Below are 19149 nucleotides of genomic sequence, written 5' to 3'. Positions count from 1 at the left end.
CAGCCCCGAGGTTCGGCTAGAGCGAAGTATCCCGCTTGGCGATGCGTTCCGGCAAGCCGAACAGAATCAGCAGCGCAGCGAGGATCATCACACCGGCGATCGCATACAGACCCGCCGCCGGCTTGCCGGTTACGTCGACCGCGACGCCCACCAGATAAGGGCTGACGATGCCACCCAGATTACCGATCGAATTGATCAGCGCGATGCCACCCGCCGCCGCCGTGCCGCTCAGGAATGCCGGAGGCAAGGTCCAGAACACCGGCAAGCATCCGATCGCACCGACCGCTGCGATCACGAGTGCGATCAGAGCGAACGTCGCGTGTCCGCCAAAATAAGCGCTCAAGATATAACCGATACCACCGAGCGCGACCGCAAGCCCAAGGTGCCAGCGGCGTTCGCCATTGCGATCCGAACTCTTGCCCAGCACAACCATACCCACGCCCGCTGCCGCGTAGGGAATTGCCGTGAGCAAGCCTATGGTCATCGGGCTTGCGATGCCGGTGTTCTTGATCAGTTGCGGCATCCAGAAGGTCAGCCCGTACAAGCCCATCAGCATGAACAGATAGATCACCGACAGCATCAACGTGCCCGGCTGGCGCAGGGCATCCATCAGTTTATGTTCGGTGCCGTGCTGCTCGCGGTCGAGATTGGTCTGCAATATCGCCTTCTCGTCGGCGTTAAGCCAGTGCGCATCGGCGATGCGGTCTTTCAGCACCATCAATACCACCAAGCCCAGCAACGCGGTCGGCAGGCCTTCGAGTAGGAACAGCCACTGCCACCCGGCCAAACCGTTTACGCCGGCAAAGCGCGTCATGATGAAACCCGAGAGCGGACCGCCAATCACGCCCGAAATCGAAATCGAGGTCATGAACCACGCATTGATGCGCGCGCGACGTTTGGCCGGAAACCAGTACGTGAAATACAGGATGATGCCCGGTAGGAAACCGGCTTCGGTCGCGCCGATGATAAAGCGCAGGATATAAAACCACTTCTCGGAGGTGACGAACATCATCGCCGCGGATGCGATGCCCCACGAGATCATGATGCGCGCGATCCAGACACGCGCACCCACGCGACTCAGAATCAGGTTGCTCGGAATTTCGAAGATGAAATAGCCAACGAAGAAAATGCTGGCGCCCAGGCCGTAAGCCGCATTCGACAACCCGAGGTCACCCTGCATCTGCAACTTCGCAAAGCTGATGTTGACTCGGTCGAAATACGCAAAGATAAAGCACACGATCAACAGCGGCACGATCCGCCAAACCGCCTTGCGATAAGCGGCTTCTTCCAGCACCGTGCTGTGGGCTCTCAGACCCGGCATAGGGATAGCATTGGACATCGTTGTCTCCTGGCACATTGAATGACGCTGCGCCTGATTTTTTTGTTTTCGGCGCTCCGGGGGAGCGCCGTTTTGCGAGGTCAAACGGAACATCTGCGCGACAAGCTGGCGCTTGCCGCAGTGGGTGGCGCGGGGTTGCGCTCAGCGGCGCTCGGTTGTGCCCGGCGGCGCCGGACGGCTCGCGATGGCGCTGAGCGACGGACTTACTTCGTTGCAGCGCTCCAGGCACGCGTAACCTGGCGTTGCTCGCCCAGGCCATCGATACCCAGCCGCATTGTGTCGCCGGCCTTCAGGTAGACCGGCGGCTTCTGGCCCAGCCCCACGCCCGGCGGCGTGCCGGTGCTGATCACATCGCCCGGCAGCAGCGTCATGAATTGGCTGATGTAGCTCACCAGATGCTGCACGCCGAACACCATCGTGCTGGTGTTGCCGTTCTGGAAACGCTTGCCGTTGACGTCGAGCCAAAGGCCCAGCTTTTGCGGATCGGCAATTTCGTCGCGGGTGACTAGCCACGGCCCAATTGGCGAAAAGGTATCGCAGCTCTTGCCCTTGTCCCACTGACCGCCGCCGCGTTCGAGCTGGTATTCCCGCTCGGACACGTCGTTGACCACGCAATAGCCGGCGACGTAATCGAGCGCGTTTTCGAGGTCGACGTAGGAAGCACGCTGACCGATGACCACACCCAGCTCAACTTCCCAGTCGGTCTTGACCGAATTGCGCGGAATCACTACGGTGTCGTTCGGGCCGCAAAGCGAACTGTTCGCCTTGAGAAACAGCACCGGCTCAGCGGGAATCGGCATGCCCGATTCGGCAGCGTGATCGGCGTAGTTGAGGCCCACGCAAACGATCTTCGAAATGCGGGCCATCGGCGCACCCAAGCGCACCGATGCGTCCAGCTTGGGCAGTTGCTGCGCATCGAGCGCGGCCAACCGTGCGAGCCCCGCGGGCGACAGCGCGGCATCGTCGATATCGGCGATCACGCCGGACAAGTCGCGCAGCGTGCCGGTCTGATCGACCAAACCGGGTTTTTCGGCGCCGTCGGCGCCCCAGCGTATCAGCTTCATAAGAAATCTCTGTGAGTGGATCGGTTTGAAATTGCCGGGCTTAGTTCGCCCAGCCGCCATCGATGATATGAATCGCACCGGTAGTGAATGCGGACTCGTCGGAGGCCAGATAGGTCACCAATGCCGCGACCTCTTCAGCGCGTCCGACCCGGCCTATCGGTTGACGGGCGACAAATGCGGCCCGCACTTCCGCTTCGCTCAGGTGCGATTGCGCTGCCTGATCGGCGATGCGGCCCTGCAGCGATGGCGATTCAATGGTACCCGGACAAATCGCGTTGCAGCGGATCGACTGTCCTACGAAGTCGGCTGCGACGGCTTTGGTCAGGCCAATCACCGCGGCTTTCGATGCGCTGTAGACGAAGCGATTGGGCACGCCTTTGACGCTGGAAGCGGCTGAGGACATGTTGATGATGGAGGCGCCCCGCCCACTTTCCAGCATGGCCGGCAGGAACGCGCGGATGGTCCGGTACATGGCTTTCGCGTTGAGGTCGAAGCTGAAATCCCAGTCCGATTCCTCGCACGCGAGGATGTTGCCGCTGTGAACGAAGCCTGCGCAATTGAACAAGGCGTCGAGCGCTCCGGTTTTGGCGGCGAAGGCTTTTACCTCGGCGGTATTGAGCACGTCCAGCCGCGCGGTGCGCAGCGTCGTGCCGGCACCGGCATCTGCTTGCAATTGTTGCAGCGCGTTTTCGTCGACGTCAGTGGCCCACACGTTTGCGCCCTCGGCCGCCAGCATCAATGCCGATGCGCGGCCGATGCCCTTGCCCGCGGCGGTGATCAAAATGTTCTTGCCCTGCACCCGCTGTCCCATCGTTGCTCCTTCGTTAACCGTTGCTTCCACAGGCCGTGTTTAGACCGAGTGGTGATGGAGGTTATTTTTACATATGAAATGATTTTTTATATATGAGGTTTACACCTAGATCGAATGGTAGGCAATGCGCTTGTGCATGGGCCATGCACTCCGCGCGTCGCACGTACTGTGGCTAGTGGCAAGTGGGTCGGCCAATGCGCCGCGCCGATGTGGTGTGGTTTGGAGTGGCGTAGATAAAAAAAGGGCCTTGCGGCCCTTTGATTCAGCGGTCTTGCCGTGTGTCCCACATCCGGTTGACCAAATAAGCGGACTAAACCGCAGGCGGATCGCCCACGCTATACCGATACAACCCGGCGTTCATCGCCCGCTGCCGCACCAGCCCCAATATCGTATCCAGCCAAGGCGTCGCCACCCCGGTAAGCTGGGCAAGCTCACGTGGAGCCGCCACGATCCCATCGATCTCAAGCGGTCGCGAGCCTTCGAGATCCTGCAACATCGACGTTTTGAAAGCCCCCAGCTTGCGTGTCTGCGCGTTGCGTTGCGCAGCGGTCATGTCCACCTCGATGCCGAGCTTTGCGCCCACGCGTTGAGCCTCCTCCATCACATTCACGACCAGTTGCAAGATAAGCGGATCGTCGAGTATCAGATCGCCGGTCGAACCCGTAATCGCGCTGATCGGGTTCATCGTCATGTTGCCCCACAGCTTCGCCCAAATAGCGCCCTCGATCTGCGCGCTCAGTTCAACATCGAAACCCGCTTGCCGCAACAACTCGGCGATTTGTGTCATACCCGCGTCCGTTCGACCCGCGCTCGCACCGACGATCATCTGATTGCCACGTCCCTTCGCGATCACGCCCGGTTCGCGCACAGCCGACGACAAATGCACCACGCAGCCGCAGCACTGCGCCGGCGGCAATGCCGCCGACACCACGCCACCCGGATCCACCGACTCGAGCCGATGCCCCGCGAGCGCATCGCAGCGTCCATTCAAAAACCACCATGGCACACCGTTCATCACCGAAACGATGCGCGTCGCGGGGCCGATCAGAGGCGTCAGCGTCGCTGCGGCTTCGACCAGCGCCGAGCCCTTCAGACAGATAAATACGATGTCCTGCAGTCCGAGTTCAGCCGGACTATCGGTCGCCTTCAACCGGGCCACATAGGAACCGTCCTCGTCGAGCACTTCCAGCCCTCGCGCCCGAATCGCCTCCAAATGCCTGCCTCGCGCCAACAACGTAGGCGCCAGCCCCGCCCGTTCGAGGCGCGCCGCCAACACGCCGCCGATCGCCCCGCCCCCCACTACCGCCATCTTCAGATCTGACATGACTCAACCTTTGCAAATAACCGCCACGAGTAATCCGCACTCTCAATTAACCAGTCAGCGCACTCGCTTTCAGCGCGTTCAATAAACGGGCGTTCTGCTCCTCCAGGCCTACTGAAATCCGTAGCCACTCGGGCAATCCATAACCCCCAACCGGCCGCACGATAATGCCGTGCTTGAGCAGAAAGGCATTGACCTGCGCCGCTTGTGCGCCGAATTTCGCAAGGACGAAATTGCCGTGCGACCGCACATACTCGATGCCCAGCGCGTCGAGGCCGGCCGACAATTGGGCCAGGCCTTGCAAGTTGGTCTCGTAGGTCTTCTGGCGAAACGCGTCATCCTGCAACGCGCCGATGGCGGCCGCTTGCGCCACATTGCTGACATTGAACGGTTGGCGTATCCGGTTCATATACTCCGTGGTCTCGGCGCTCGCGATTGCGTAACCGACTCGCAAGCCGGCCAGGCCATACGCCTTCGAAAACGTCCGGGTAATCACGACGTTAGGATACTGACGCACCCAGGCAATGCTGTCGACGCGCAGTTCCGGCGGCAGGTATTCGTTATAGGCTTCGTCCAGCACCACCACCACGTTCGACGGTACCTGCGAGATAAACGCCTCGATCTGAGCCGCACTCAGATAAGTGCCCGTGGGGTTATTCGGATTAGCGATAAACACCATGGAGGTGTCGTCGCGGATAGCCGCGAGCATCGCGTCCAGGTCATGGCCATACTCGCTCGCCGGCACCACGATGCTTTGCGCGCCCACCCGCAGCGTTGCCTGCGCATAAACGATAAATGCATACTGCGAAAATACCGCCGACGTGCCGGGCGCCAAAAACGTGCTGGCCAGCAGTTCGAGAATATCGTTCGAGCCATTGCCCAATGTCAGCCAGTCGTGCGGCACCGCGAAGCGCTGCGCCAAAGCTGCCTTGAGCTCGAAGCCGTTCGCGTCCGGATAAAACGCGGCGTCCAGCAAGGCGGCGTTGGCCTGCTCCCGCGCTACGGGCGACATGCCCAAGGGGTTTTCATTCGAGGCCAGTTTGACGATATCGGCTTCCGGCATGCCGATTTCACGCGCCAGCTCGCCGATGGGCTTGCCTGCCTGATAGGGCTGAGCCCGTAAAACTTGTTCGACGATTTGAACCATTACCTTCTCCAATCAGTGGTTTGCAAGTGTAATCCTAATGCTATATATGTGCGTGCGCAAGCATTTTTATGCTACGTATTCAACTATCTACCCGACACGGCCGACGCCGCCGAAGCTGCCTCCTGGAACCGCGCCGCCGCTTCGATGAAGCATTCGATAAAACGGCTCGCGGTGGGCGTGCGCCGGCTATCGGGCCGAGTGAGAATGGAAATCGTGGTTTGCGGCAGCGGTTCCTCCAACGGCAGCGCAACCAGGCCGCGCAGCCGAAGCTCACGCGATACCAACGGCGCTGCGAATACGCTGAGCAAATCGATTTCCGACAACAGGCTGGCCGCCACCAAAAACGATTGGCATTGCACCACCGAGGCCGGGATGCGCAGCCCTTGAGGTCCGAAAATTGCGCTCAACAGATCGAGATCCTTGGTCCAGTAGCTGGGCACCAGCCAATCGGCGTCCTGCAGTTGGGCCAGCGAGGTGGCGTGGGCCAGCGGGTGAGCGGCACGTGCGCCCACCACTTGGGCTACCGAAAACAGAGGAATCTGATCGACCGTCGCCGGGATCGAGCCGGGCAAGGCGTGAGCCACCACAAAATCCAGCGTGCCGTCGCTCAGGCCCGATAACGCCTGGTTCCAGCCTCCCTCGTTAAAGCTGATGCGCGCTCCGGGCAGCGCCGCGCGGAACTGCGCAAACGCATCGGGTAGCAAACTCGCCGCCACCGTCGGGCTCACCGCGATGCGCACCATGCCCCCCACACCATATCGCATCGCTTCGATCGCTTCGCGCGTGCGACGCATCTCGTTGATCAGCAACTGAGCATGTTCGCGAAACGCCAGCCCGTACTCGGTCAAGGACACCCCGTTCACATCACGCAGCACCAACGCCAGGCCAAACTCGCTTTCAAGCTCACGTATGGTTTTGGTGACGGCCGGCTGCGTCAGGCCCAGCATTCGGGCTGCAGCACGAATGCTGCGCTGCTCGGCCACTGCGAGAAATATCCTTAACTGTTGATGTTTCATCGCGCACCATATAACTTATAGTTGTCATTCAATATTGAAATTTGTCTTTTTGACAAGATAGGCGGTTGTTATTCTCGATGCAAATCCGGTCGGGAGGCGAGCTTTTTTGCACCCGCGGGCAAAGCAACACTATAAAAACTACCAAAATTACAATCAGGGAGCTTCAATGGAGACCACTACCCGCGCCGCTGGCATGGCCCGCACGCGCCGCGCCTCGCAACCGTTGATCATTACCGCGACCACGCTGGGCAACGCGCTCGAGTTCTTCGATTTCACCGTTTATGGGTTTATGGCCGTGGTGATCGGCAAAGTATTTTTTCCCATGATGTCGTCGTATATCCAGTTGCTGCTGTCGGTCGCGACCTTTGGCGTGGGGTTCATCATGCGGCCGCTGGGAGCCTTGCTGATCGGCGCGTATGCCGACCGTGCCGGGCGCAAGGCCGCCATGACGCTGACCATCTTCCTGATGGCGCTCGGCTGCGCCATGATCGGCCTGACCCCGTCCTACGCCCAGATTGGCCTGGCTGCGCCGCTCGTAGTCGTGCTCGCGCGCATGCTCCAGGGATTCTCTGCCGGTGGCGAAGTGGGCGCTTCGACCACGCTGCTGGTCGAGTACGCTACCCCGCGCAATCGCGGCTTTCTCGGTAGTTGGCAATTCGCCAGCCAAGGGCTGGGCGTGACACTGGGCGCGTTGTGCTCGGGCGGCGTATCGTATTTTCTCAGTCCCGAATCGCTGCAAAGCTGGGGTTGGCGCGTGCCGTTTTTGCTGGGCATTTTGATTGGGCCACTGGGCATCTTCATTCGGCGCCGGCTCGACGAAACGCACAGCGAGCAGCACGCCGTCCTCGCGCCGATTCGCACCGTATTGACCGGGCACTGGCGCGGCATTTTGCTGGGCACGCTGTTGACGATGGGCTCCACCGCATGTGCCTACATCACCACGTTCTATATGCCGACCTATGCGATACGCGAGCTGCACCTGCCGGTACCGGTCGCTTTACTGGCGGCGATTTGGTCGGGGGTGCTGACGTTTATCTTCGCACCGCTCGCGGGACTGTTGTCCGATCGCACCAGTCGCAAACTGCTGATTACGATTTCACGCGTGCTGACCCTGTTGCTGATCTACCCCGGTTTTCTTTGGCTGACGGCGAATCCGAGCAGTCTGAGCCTGCTCACCGTGGTGGGCGTACTGAGTGTTTTACTGGCGTTCCAAAGTGCGCCAGGTATCACGATGCTTCCGGAGATATTTCCGCAGGCGGTGCGCGCGACCGGCATGTCCATCGTCTACGGTACAGGCGTAGCGATTTTCGGCGGATTCGCGCCGTTCATCGCCACCTGGTTGATCAACGAGACCGGCAGCAAGCTGGCGCCTGCGTGGTATGTGATCGCGTGCGTCTGCGTTTCCAGCATTGCCTTGCTGATACTTAAAGACCGTACCGGCGAACAGCTCGATACCTGAAGCTGGGCTCGATTTTGAAAGCCCGAATTAGCCTACTTATTTGACTCGCTTATTTGATTCACTTCAGCAACCCAATCATCGACATTCGAACCTATGACGTCCTATTTTTCACCTAACTACAGCAATGCGCGCGCGCGTTTCATCGCCGCTGCCGAAGCGCTCGGAACTCGCAACCAAAGCCATACGCTGCCCGGCTTTACCGGTGCCGAAGGCGAACCGCTCTCTCTCGATACCGCCCTGTTCGCGCCGCCCAAGGCGCGCAGCCTGCTGGTCCTGACCTCCGCAGTGCATGGTGTCGAAGGCTTCTGCGGTTCGGGTTGCCAATTGGCGTTTCTGCACGATACCGATATGCAACGCCGCGCCCAGGCAGCGGGCGTCGCCGTGCTGCTGCTGCATGCGGTGAACCCGTATGGCTTTTCGCACTTGCGCCGCACCAACGAGCAGAACATCGACATCAACCGCAACGCGATCGATTTCTCGCAACCGCGCGCCGACAACCCCGCCTACCGTGAAATTCGCGATTGGCTGATTCCGGAACAATGGCCCGAAACGCCGCAGAACGTCGCGCGTAAAGCAACTTATATCGAGCGCAACGGCGAGCAAGCCTATCAACGCGCGGTGACGACCGGTCAATACGAGGACGCGCAAGGGCTGTTTTATGGCGGCGTCGCGCCAGCCTGGAGCAACCTCACCGTGCGAAAAATTTTGCGCGAGATCGGCGCGGACTTCAGCGACATCGGTTGGATCGATTTCCACACCGGCTTGGGGCCATATGGTCACGCCGAAAAGATCTTCGCCGGCCGGCCGGGTCCCGACGAGCTGCCGCGTGCACGCAGTTGGTGGGGCGCCGATGTATTCGCGCCTTTTGCGGGCGACTCGTCATCCGCTAATGTATCCGGGCCGCTTGCCGGGGTGATCTACGACGAATGCGCCCACGCCCGCACCACCGTGCTGGCGCTGGAGTACGGCACCGTACCTGTGAACGACATGTTGAACGCGTTGCGCGCCGACCAATGTTTGCAGAACCATCCGGACATGCCCGCGGCGCGGCGCGTGGCCATCAAGCAAGTCATGCGCGATGCGTTCTATGGCGACGACGATTTGTGGCGCGGAATGATATTGGGCCAGGCTCGCGTTGGCATCATGCAGGCGATCGCGGGACTGACGGCTAAGTGACGTAGCTTGGTTACGTAACTCAGCTACGCAACCAAGTCACGCAACCCCCAACCCCGATGGCGCCGGCTTGACGAGTTGAGACTCATACAAAGCAGTCAGCACATCGGACTGGCTGACCAACCCGATCAACCGGCGCTCGTGATCGACCACCGGAATATGATGGTGGCCAGCCGCCGCCATGATAGGCACCAGCTCGACAAAGTGGGTATCGGCTTGCACGCTGTGAGGCGCGCTGCGCATGATCTGTCCGACCACTTCCGGCTTCTCGGAATGGCTGGTGGTGCTACGCCGAACCAAAGCCTGTAGCCGTTGGCCGATGCCACTATACGATTGCGGCAGCGCGTGACGCAAGAAATCCTCGCGCTCCACCATGCCGACCACGCGGCGCACGCGGTCCAGTACCGGCATGGCGGTCAGCTGGCGCTGCTGCATCATCTCCCACGCGTCTTCGAGCAGTGTCCCGAACGCAACCGTCACAATGTCGTGGGACATGATGTCGCCGCAACTGACCGTGCCAAAACGGCGCCGGTAGGCCGCCATTTCCGTCTGCAGGAAGATCGCCTCAAGGTCGTCGCGACTGATGTCCAGCACTTGGTCATAGCGGCCCAGCACGGCATCGAGGTCAGCGGGTGTGAAGCCCAGCCGTGCCGTGGGCGCGGCGTCCTGGGTTTGATGCTGATGGCTCGATGAGGCCAACTGCGCATGCGGATAACGCCGCCCCGTCGCGTTGTTGTAAAGCAGTGCGCCGATCACCAGCAGCACGGAATTCAACTCGATCGGCAGCCATAGCAGGCTATAGCCCGCCGCGTGGACGGCCGGACCACCGAGCACCGCCGTCAACGCCACTGCACCGCTGGGCGGATGCAGACAACGCAGGGCAAACATGGCCGCAATCGCGCACGAGACGGCTACCGCCGCCGCCCACTCGGGGCTGGCGATCCAGCGCGCGCTCGTTACACCGATGAGCGTGGCCACCAGATTGCCGCCGATGATCGACCACGGCTGCGCCAGCGGGCTGGCCGGCACGGCGAACAGCAGCACGGCAGAAGCCCCCATGGGCGCCGCCAGCCAGAGCGCGGCGCCGCTATCGCCGAGAATCCGGTAGCTGAGCCAGCCGGTCAGCAGAATACCGACCAGCGCACCCACACTCGAGCGCGCGCGTTCGACGTGCCCCGCTACGGAACGCTCGGGCCAGAACGCACGCAACCATGCAGGCAAGCGCGACAATTTAGACAAGCGCGACCAGCGCTCGGACAGCTTGTTGTACATAGGTGCAAGCCTGTGTGTGAGTTCCCGAGTTTAAGTCCGGGCGTGAATCTGTGTGGAAATCTGGGGCTGAATGAGCCTTATGAGTCAGCCTTATCAGTCAGCCCTATGGGTCAGCCCTATGAGTCAGCCCGATAAGCCGCCCCGCCGCGATCAGCCAGTGCCACGATCCGGCAAAAACACGCAATTTTACATCACGTCGCGATATATTATATTTGCTCGATTTACCCTATAGCCGCGCCGGCTCGCTTACTAAACGCGTTTTTGCTGCGGCGATGGCGTAAAATACGCGCTTTGTTAGAGATCACGCACCTCACCATGAAGCTCGCCTCCACTGAAGATATCATCGCCGAGCTAAAAGCTGGCCGCATGGTCATCCTGGTCGACGAAGAAGATCGCGAAAACGAAGGCGACCTGGTACTCGCCGCCGATTTCGTCACGCCGGAGGCCATTAATTTCATGGCACGCTTCGGTCGCGGTCTGATTTGCCTGACGCTCACCCAGGATCGGTGCCGCCGCCTGAATCTGCCGTTGATGACGCATCGCAACGGCACCCAATACGGCACGGCCTTCACCGTAAGCATCGAAGCCGCTCAAGGCGTGACCACCGGCATTTCCGCCGCCGATCGCGCCCGCACCGTCCAAGTGGCCGTGGCACGTGAGGCGCGAGCCGAGGACATCGTCCAGCCGGGCCACGTATTCCCGATCATGGCCCAGCCCGGCGGCGTGATGGTGCGCGCAGGCCACACCGAGGCGGGTTGCGACCTGACAGCGCTGGCAGGGCTTACGCCGGCCGCCGTGATCTGCGAAATCATCAAAGACGACGGCACGATGGCGCGCCTGCCGGATTTGCTCGAGTTCGCCGCCGAACACGGCCTCAAGATCGGCACCATTGCCGATTTGATCCATTATCGCAGCCGTACCGAATCGATCGTCGAGCGCGTCGCCGAGCGCACCATGCACACTTCGCATGGTCCGTTTCGCGCCGTGATGTATCGCGACAAGCCCAGCGGTTCGCCGCATCTGGCGCTGGTGCGCGGCACCCCGCATCCCGAGCGCGACACGCCCGTGCGCGTGCACGAACCGCTGTCGGTGCTGGATTTGCTCGAGACCGGCTGCACCACCCATTCATGGACACTGGACGCGGCGCTGGGCGAAATCGCCGCGCGCGACCACGGAGTAGTCGTCCTGCTCAATTGCGGCGATTCGCGTGAGCATTTGCTCGAAGTGTTCGAGGCATTCGACAACGAAGAGAAATCGGCCGCGCTGAAACGCCGTCCGATCGACTTCAAGACTTACGGCATAGGCGCGCAAATCCTGCGCGATGTCGGCGTGGGCAAGATGCAGGTGCTGTCGAATCCTCGCAAACTCGGCAGCATGTCGGGTTACGGGCTGGAAGTAACAGGCTTTATTCCGATGCCGTGCGGTGAACAACCGGATAGCGCGGCGACCGGCGCAGCACTCGACGATCAACCGGCCTGAAACCCAATCTCACCTCGGAACTCAAATGGAAATCGGACAATATCAACCTAATACCGACGGCAGCGGGCTGCGTATCGGTATCGTGCAGGCGCGCTTCAACGAAAACGTCTGCAACGGTCTGTGCGATGCTTGCACCGAAGAGCTCGAACGCCTCGGTGTAACGGGCGAAGACGTGCTGCTCGTGACGGTGCCCGGCGCCTTGGAGATCCCGCTAGCGCTGCAGAAACTGGCCGAAAGCGGTCAATTCGACGCGCTGATTGCACTGGGTGCGGTAATCCGCGGCGAGACGTATCACTTCGAATTAGTATCGAACGAAAGCGGTGCCGGCATTAGCCGCGTGGCGCTCGACTTCGGCGTGCCGGTCGCCAATGCCGTGCTGACTACCGAAAACGACGAACAGGCCATCGTGCGCATGAGCGAGAAAGGCCGCGATGCGGCACGGGTCGCGGTTGAGATGGCTAATCTGGCTGTCGCGCTTGAGCAATTGGCTCAGGATGACGACGAGCAAGAAGAGGATGACGCCCGATGAAAAGTGCTCGCCGCCGTTCGCGCGAACTAGCGACACAAGGTCTTTACCAATGGCTGCTTTCCGGTGCCAGCGCCGCCGAGATCGATGCCCAGATGCGTACCGTGCAGGGTTTTGACAAGGCCGACGTCGAGCACTTCGACGCCTTGTTGCGCGGTGTGATTCGCGAAGCCGACGCGCTGACAGTGCAGATCGAACCGTGCCTGGATCGCCCGGTAGTCGAACTCTCGCCTGTCGAGCGTGCCGTATTGCTAGTCGCTACTTACGAATTCACCCATCATGTGGAGATTCCGTATCGCGTGGTGATCAACGAAGCGGTCGAACTTGCCAAGACGTTTGGTGGCGTAGATGGCTATAAGTACGTCAATGGCGTGCTCGACAAGGTCGCCGCCAAAGTTCGCCCCAACGAAGCGCAATCCCGCGGCTGATTCGCTGCTGGTTTGCGGCGGTCTCGCCACTTATTCGGGTCGCTTATTTCGGTCACTTCAGCCGCCGTATTAACCGGCCCGTAACTGAACACAACGCAGCCGCCGCCACGCGGCCGCGAACCGCCTCACTTCTGCCCCCACCGCCGTCATGACTGTTCTTCCCCCCTCGCTCTCGAAAGGCGCCCACCGGCTGGCGCAGCGCGTCGCCGCAATCGAACCGTTCCATGTGATGGAGATGGCCAAAGAAGCCGTTGCGCTCGAGCGCGCCGGCCGCGACATCATCCACATGAGCATCGGCGAGCCCGACTTCACTGCGCCCGACGCCGTGATTGCGGCCGCCACCGACGCATTGCGCCGCGGCGTGACGCAGTACACCCCAGCACTGGGTTTGACCGCCCTGCGTGTGGCGATCGCCGAACACTATGCGCACAGTTACGGCCTGCAAATCGACCCCGCTCGCGTGATCGTCACGGCGGGGGCATCGGCGGCGCTGCTGCTGGCATGTACCGCGTTGGTCGACCGCGACGATGAAGTGCTGATGCCGGACCCGTGCTACCCCTGCAACCGCCACTTCGTCAGCGCGCTGGAAGGCCGTCCGGTGTTGATCGAAAGCGGCCCCGAGGAACGCTTTCAGTTGACCGCGGCCCAGGTCGAACAACATTGGGGCGAGCGCACTCGTGGAGTCTTGCTGGCGTCACCGTCCAACCCGACGGGCACGTCGATCACGCCGCAGGAACTCGCCAAGCTGGTCGAAGCGGTGCGGGCTCGCGGCGGTTTTACGGTGGTCGATGAAATCTATCAAGGCTTGAGCTACGACGCGCCGCCCATCAGCGCACTGTCGTTGGGCGACGATGTCATTACGGTCAATAGCTTTTCGAAGTATTTCAACATGACGGGCTGGCGGTTGGGCTGGCTGGTGGTGCCGCCCGATCTGGTCCCGGCTTTCGAGAAACTGGCTCAAAACCTGTTTATCTGCGCTTCGGCCGTGGCGCAACACGCGGCTCTCGCCTGCTTCGAACCAGCCACGCTGGAAATCTACGAAGCACGGCGCGCCGAGTTTCGCCGCCGCCGCGATTTCATCGTGCCTGCGTTGGGCGAACTCGGATTCAAAGTGCCGGTCGTGCCCGATGGCGCGTTCTATGTCTACGCGGATTGCAGCGACGTAGCGCACGCGGCGCGCGGCGATAGCGCGGCGCTGACCCGCGCGATGCTGCACGATGCCGGCGTAGTGCTGGTGCCAGGGTTGGATTTCGGCTCGTACGAGCCACGAAAATATATCCGTTTATCGTACGCCACCGCGATGCCGCGTCTGGAAGAAGCGGTTACGCGGCTGGCAGGTTTTTTCGGAGTACGGCGCTGAGCTGACGTCGACTCATCTACAAGATTCGCTGCGAGACTCATTGCAGAATTTGCTGTAAGACTCGTTGCAAAGTTCGCTGCACGACTCGCTGAAAAATCCGCCGCAAAGCAAAAAAGCCGCTTCGGTTCTGATTACCGGAACGACTTTTCTACTTAATTCTATTTCAGCGCGGATTCAGCCCTGAAAGGCCGGGTGACACCGCTAGACAGTCATCATCGTCCAACAACACGAACTCAGACAGTTACACGGGCAACGCCGCGGTTCAAGCGTCGTTGCGCGCGTCGCTAGCCGTATTCGCCGCCTTCGCCGAGCCGGTAGCCAGATGTGCAGCTTGGCTCACTACCGGTTTGGCTGCCGAGGTCATGGCCGTTTGCTGAGTGACCACTACCTTGCGGCCACGCAACGCGTCGTTCATGCGCGCACGCTCAGCCAATACTTTGGCGCCGTAGCCGCCATCGTCCGGCGAAGTCGAGCCATTGTATAAACGCAAGCCTGTGGCCAACGAACCGCCACGCGTTATGCAATCTTTCAGCACCATGGCGCCGACCTTGATATTGGCCAGCGGTTCGAGCGCCGCACGGGTGCCGCCAAAATCGCTGAACTTGTCCGAATGAATCTTGGACATCACCTGCATCAGTCCTTGCGCACCCACACCGCTCTCGGCGTAAGGATTGAAGCTGGATTCGATCGCGATCACGGACAACAGCAACAAGGGATCGATACCAACATCGTGGCCCGTCTGGAAAACCGTATTGACCAAATTAACGATCGGCTCCTGCGCCACCCGGTAACGATGGGAGATGTAGCTTGCGACCTGCATTTGCTCGCGCGACGACGCCAAGATGTGATTGTCGCGCGCATCCACCACGATCTGACCTTGGGTAGACGCCAGCTTCGCCAACGGCAAGCCGGACTGCGCCGAGGGCAACAAACTGCCCATGACACCAGCGCTGAAGAAAGTCGGCAGCGCTGCATTGCCGGCATCTGTGTCGTTATCGCTCACCTTGTCGCCCGTAGCCTGGGCCAACGGATCGATATCGGCGTTGGGACGAGCCGTGGGCAAGCGAGGCGAACCAAATGGGCTCGAGAACAAGCGGCTGACTTCAGGTCCACTCGTGGCGGCGGCCGTCAGAAACGGGACCAGTCGTGCAGCGAGCGCCACGCGCAAGCCGGGCTGGAACCACAAGACCAACGAAACCATCACGGCGAATGCACCGATCGAGCTGAAAAAACGGCTGCCAAGCTGAGTGCCGCGTTGAAAAACTAGACGTACCACGGGCGAAATGCGCGCCTCGGGTCGCCAGGGTAACCAAGCGTTCATACGTTGAATCTCCATCCTGTATGACAGAAACGCAAGCTGAATAGGAAAACAGCTTCAGGCTCACGATCGATCAAGACGCCGTGGCATGCTCAAACTGCAGCACACCCGTGCGCCGGAATGGACGGCAGGTGCCGTCGGGCGGGGCCTCACTTCAGGGCCGTGTGGGGAACACAAGCCGAAGCGATCAGAAGGCCGCCACATGAACCGGCGTCTTAGACGCCGGGGGAACTCTGTCGAACCTGGCGTTACCGATCATCAAGATTCGATAACGGACCCGCGGTGGAGCCGATAGCAGGGACAACTTAAGCGCAAAAATGCGCCGAGGGCAGACTTGGGCCGCGAAAATTGGGCGATCCCTAAGTCGCAATGTCCGGCGGATTTTAGCAGGGTTTTAGTGTCGGTCAACACTATACAAAACAAAATCCATTACTAATAGTAATAATGAACACTGTTTATCGGCCCATACCCTAGGTAATCCCTACTCTTACTCCGATTGTCGCTCTACCGTCGAACTAACGGATTGTTACAAGGCAGGTAAAATACGCTGTGCTTATCCTCCTCTGACCCTGCTTTCCGCAGTCGGAATTTTTGACTATTGTCGACGGTCTGAGTTCCGGTTTTTCGCATTTACTGCCCCCTAACCCGACCCTTGCCTGTCCCCTATGAAATATAAAGACCTACGCGATTTCATCAGTCAGCTCGACCGCATCGGCGAATTGCGTCGTGTCGGCACGCCGATATCACCCGTGCTGGAGATGACTGAATTATGCGACCGCGTGCTCAAGGCAGCCGGCCCCGCCTTGTTGTTCGAACAGCCCGCGGGACACACCATGCCGGTGCTGGGCAACCTGTTCGGCACGCCACGGCGGGTCGCGCTGGGGATGGGAATCGATGCGGCGACGCACACTGCGAACGATGGCCGTGATGACGCCCAGGCCTTGAGTTCGCTGCGCGAGGTAGGCCGACTGCTCTCCGCACTGAAGGAACCGGAGCCGCCCAAAGGGCTCAAGGATGCGGGCAAATTGCTCACGCTAGCCAAAGCCGTTTGGGACATGTCGCCCAAAACCGTGTCGGCGCCGGTGTGTCAGGAAATCGTCTGGGAAGGTGCGCAAGTCGACTTGGCAAAGCTGCCTGTGCAGACCTGTTGGCCCGGCGATGCCGCCCCGCTGATCACATGGGGTCTGACCATTACCCGCGGCCCGAACAAGCCCCGCCAAAATCTCGGTATTTACCGACAGCAGGTTATTGGGCGCAATAAAGTGATCATGCGCTGGCTCGCTCATCGCGGTGGCGCGCTCGATTTTCGCGAACACGCACTCGCCAACCCGGGCAAACCGTATCCGGTCGCCGTCGCGCTCGGCTGCGACCCGGCCACCATGCTCGGCGCGGTCACTCCGGTACCTGACACGCTGTCTGAATACCAATTTGCGGGGCTGCTGCGTGGCGGCAAGACCGAACTGGCGAAATGCCTGACCCCGGGCCTCGAGAACCTGCAGGTGCCGGCGCGCGCCGAAATCGTGCTCGAAGGATTCATTTACCCGGAAGGCCATGCGTCGCAGCACAACGCGACCGAACCGCCGATCGAGCTACCCCCGGGCGCCGTGCCCCGACCGACGCGCGGCGCTGCGGCCGCGTTCGAACACGCGCTCGAAGGCCCCTACGGCGACCACACCGGCTATTACAACGAGCAGGAATGGTTTCCCGTATTCACGGTAGAGCGCATTACGATGCGGCGCGACGCCATCTACCATTCCACCTACACCGGCAAACCGCCTGACGAACCGGCCATCCTCGGCGTAGCGCTCAATGAAGTGTTCGTGCCACTGCTGCAAAAGCAGTTCCCGGAAATTACCGACTTCTATTTGCCGCCTGAAGGTTGCAGCTATCGGATGGCGATCGTACAGATCAAGAAGAGTTATCCGGGTCATGCCAAACGGGTGATGTTCGGCGTGTGGAGTTTCTTGCGACAATTCATGTATACCAAGTTCATCGTGGTGGTCGACGACGACGTCAATATCCGCGACTGGAAAGAGGTGATCTGGGCCATCACGACACGGATAGACCCGAGCCGCGATACCGTGCTGGTGGACAACACGCCTATCGACTATCTCGACTTTGCGTCGCCGGTGGCCGGTCTGGGCTCGAAGATGGGGCTGGACGCGACCAACAAGTGGCCGGGCGAAACCGATCGCGAATGGGGCCGCGCAATCACGATGGACGCCGACGTAAAAAAGCGCGTCGACGGCATTTACGCTACTCTGTTTGACGCTACCTAGCCCGGGCACCTGCCTGCTTGGTTGTATGATCCTGCACATGCTCGGCCAAGATCCTGCCTATATTTAATAATTTTTATGGAGACCCTGATGACGCACCCCGCTCTATCCCGCCTGAACGACAAAACGCTGCTGCAAAGTCACACTTACATCGATGGCGCTTGGGTCGGGGGCGACAACCGCTTCGCCGTAACGGACCCAGCCACCGGCATCGAAATTACCCAGGTGCCCAATCTCGACGCGACTGCCGCCGAGCAGGCGGTAGCCGCCGCGCATGCAGCGTGGCCAGCCTGGCGTGCCAAGACCGGCAAGGAGCGCGCCGCAGTGCTGCGCCGCTGGTATGACCTGATCATGGCCGCCGCCGACGATCTGGCCACCATCATGACGGCCGAGCAAGGCAAGCCATTAGCCGAAGCACGTGGCGAAGTGATGTACGGCGCCTCGTTTATCGAGTGGTTCGCGGAAGAAGCCAAGCGCGTCAATGGCGATGTGCTGGCCAGCCCGGCGGCCGACAAGAAGATGCTGGTGCTCAAGCAACCGATCGGTGTATGCGCCTCGATCACGCCGTGGAATTTCCCGATCGCGATGATCACGCGCAAGGTCGCGCCCGCGTTGGCGGCCGGCTGCACGATCGTCGTCAAACCGGCCGAGCAAACGCCGTTGTCGGCGCTCGCACTGGCGGTGCTGGCCGAGCGAGCCGGAATTCCCAAGGGCGTTTTCAATATCGTCACGGCCGACGCGGAACAATCGATCGCGGTCGGCAAGGTCCTGTGCAACAGCCCGCTGGTGCGTCATTTGTCCTTCACAGGATCGACACCGGTAGGCCGGATCTTGATGCAGCAATGCGCGCCCACCGTCAAGAAAATCGCGCTCGAACTCGGCGGCCATGCGCCGTTCATCGTGTTCGGCGATGCCGACCTTGATGCCGCCGTCGAAGGCGCCGTCGCTTCAAAATACCGCAATGCCGGACAGACCTGCGTGTGTACCAACCGCTTCTATGTGCACGCGAGTATTTATGACGCATTCGTCGACAAGCTCGCGGCCGCCTCGAGCGCGATCCGCGTCGGCAACGGCTTCGAGGCTGGTATCAGCCAGGGCCCGCTGATCGACGATCAGGCCGTGGAGAAAGTGACCCAGCATATCGCCGACGCACGCGCCAA

At 60.7% G+C, this 19149-nt stretch carries 16 protein-coding genes; 8 read left to right on the top strand and 8 right to left on the bottom strand.

Annotation, left to right across the window (positions count from 1 at the left end; translation table 11 throughout):
* Window positions 1-16: 16 nt before the first annotated feature.
* From GSQ77_RS07750 to GSQ77_RS07725, 6 genes are all read right to left on the bottom strand, one after another.
* Window positions 17-1339, bottom strand: a complete 1323-nt coding sequence (locus GSQ77_RS07750; RefSeq protein WP_216854864.1) for an MFS transporter — start codon at window positions 1337-1339, stop codon at window positions 17-19.
* 203 nt (window positions 1340-1542) lie between these two features.
* Entirely contained in the window at window positions 1543-2403 is an 861-nt protein-coding gene (locus GSQ77_RS07745; RefSeq protein ID WP_158900746.1) for a fumarylacetoacetate hydrolase family protein, read from the bottom strand.
* Between the two features lie 40 nt (window positions 2404-2443).
* Window positions 2444-3214, bottom strand: a complete 771-nt coding sequence (locus tag GSQ77_RS07740; protein ID WP_158900743.1) for an SDR family oxidoreductase — start codon at window positions 3212-3214, stop codon at window positions 2444-2446.
* Between the two features lie 310 nt (window positions 3215-3524).
* The gene (locus GSQ77_RS07735; RefSeq protein WP_158900741.1) at window positions 3525-4538 is read right to left on the bottom strand and encodes a 2-dehydropantoate 2-reductase; all 1014 of its coding nucleotides are present in this window, start codon (window positions 4536-4538) and stop codon (window positions 3525-3527) included.
* 46 nt (window positions 4539-4584) lie between these two features.
* Window positions 4585-5682: a histidinol-phosphate transaminase gene (gene hisC, locus GSQ77_RS07730; RefSeq protein WP_158900739.1), complete on the bottom strand. Its 1098-nt coding sequence runs from the start codon at window positions 5680-5682 to the stop codon at window positions 4585-4587.
* Between the two features lie 83 nt (window positions 5683-5765).
* On the bottom strand, window positions 5766-6698 hold the full coding sequence (locus GSQ77_RS07725) for a LysR substrate-binding domain-containing protein (protein ID WP_158900737.1): 933 nt from the start codon (window positions 6696-6698) through the stop codon (window positions 5766-5768).
* A gap of 166 nt (window positions 6699-6864) precedes the next feature.
* Between GSQ77_RS07725 and GSQ77_RS07720 the strand changes: the two genes are divergently transcribed.
* Window positions 6865-8157 carry an MFS transporter gene (locus GSQ77_RS07720; RefSeq protein WP_254067511.1) on the top strand — a complete coding sequence of 431 codons (1293 nt, stop codon included), beginning with the start codon at window positions 6865-6867 and terminating at the stop codon, window positions 8155-8157.
* Between the two features lie 93 nt (window positions 8158-8250).
* Window positions 8251-9333, top strand: a complete 1083-nt coding sequence (locus GSQ77_RS07715) for a M14 family metallopeptidase (RefSeq protein WP_158900734.1) — start codon at window positions 8251-8253, stop codon at window positions 9331-9333.
* 36 nt (window positions 9334-9369) lie between these two features.
* Here GSQ77_RS07715 and GSQ77_RS07710 read toward each other — a convergent pair whose 3' ends face one another.
* A complete protein-coding gene (locus tag GSQ77_RS07710; protein WP_158900732.1) occupies window positions 9370-10602 on the bottom strand; it encodes an HPP family protein in 1233 nt (410 codons plus the stop codon).
* 315 nt (window positions 10603-10917) lie between these two features.
* Here GSQ77_RS07710 and ribBA point away from each other — a divergent pair, with 315 nt between their 5' ends.
* The 4 genes from ribBA (at window position 10918) to GSQ77_RS07690 (ending at window position 14395) form a co-directional block, all read left to right on the top strand.
* Complete coding sequence (ribBA, locus tag GSQ77_RS07705; RefSeq protein WP_158900730.1) at window positions 10918-12081, top strand: bifunctional 3,4-dihydroxy-2-butanone-4-phosphate synthase/GTP cyclohydrolase II; 1164 nt, start codon at window positions 10918-10920, stop codon at window positions 12079-12081.
* A 25-nt stretch (window positions 12082-12106) separates the two neighbouring features.
* A complete protein-coding gene (gene ribH / locus GSQ77_RS07700; RefSeq protein ID WP_158900728.1) occupies window positions 12107-12610 on the top strand; it encodes a 6,7-dimethyl-8-ribityllumazine synthase in 504 nt (167 codons plus the stop codon).
* Window positions 12607-13035: a transcription antitermination factor NusB gene (gene nusB, locus GSQ77_RS07695; RefSeq protein WP_158900726.1), complete on the top strand. Its 429-nt coding sequence runs from the start codon at window positions 12607-12609 to the stop codon at window positions 13033-13035. The genes ribH and nusB overlap by 4 nt, the downstream gene beginning before the upstream one ends.
* Before the next feature lie 148 nt (window positions 13036-13183).
* A complete protein-coding gene (locus GSQ77_RS07690; protein ID WP_158900724.1) occupies window positions 13184-14395 on the top strand; it encodes a pyridoxal phosphate-dependent aminotransferase in 1212 nt (403 codons plus the stop codon).
* A 262-nt stretch (window positions 14396-14657) separates the two neighbouring features.
* Here GSQ77_RS07690 and GSQ77_RS07685 read toward each other — a convergent pair whose 3' ends face one another.
* Window positions 14658-15716, bottom strand: coding sequence for a lytic transglycosylase domain-containing protein (locus GSQ77_RS07685; protein ID WP_158900722.1), 1059 nt, complete (start codon window positions 15714-15716; stop codon window positions 14658-14660).
* A gap of 662 nt (window positions 15717-16378) precedes the next feature.
* Here GSQ77_RS07685 and GSQ77_RS07680 point away from each other — a divergent pair.
* Both GSQ77_RS07680 and GSQ77_RS07675 read left to right on the top strand, forming a co-directional pair.
* Window positions 16379-17992: a UbiD family decarboxylase gene (locus GSQ77_RS07680; protein WP_158900720.1), complete on the top strand. Its 1614-nt coding sequence runs from the start codon at window positions 16379-16381 to the stop codon at window positions 17990-17992.
* Window positions 17993-18079: 87 nt separating this feature from the next.
* Window positions 18080-19149, top strand: a 1070-nt coding sequence (locus GSQ77_RS07675) for an aldehyde dehydrogenase family protein (RefSeq protein ID WP_158900718.1), incomplete at its 3' end; no start/stop codon positions are given.

The sequence above is a fragment of the Burkholderia sp. L27(2015) genome (genome assembly GCF_009765705.1).
Classification (GTDB): domain Bacteria; phylum Pseudomonadota; class Gammaproteobacteria; order Burkholderiales; family Burkholderiaceae; genus LMUX01.
The sequence above is the reverse complement of the archived record's forward strand: the minus strand, read 5'-3'. Positions and strand labels throughout refer to the sequence as shown.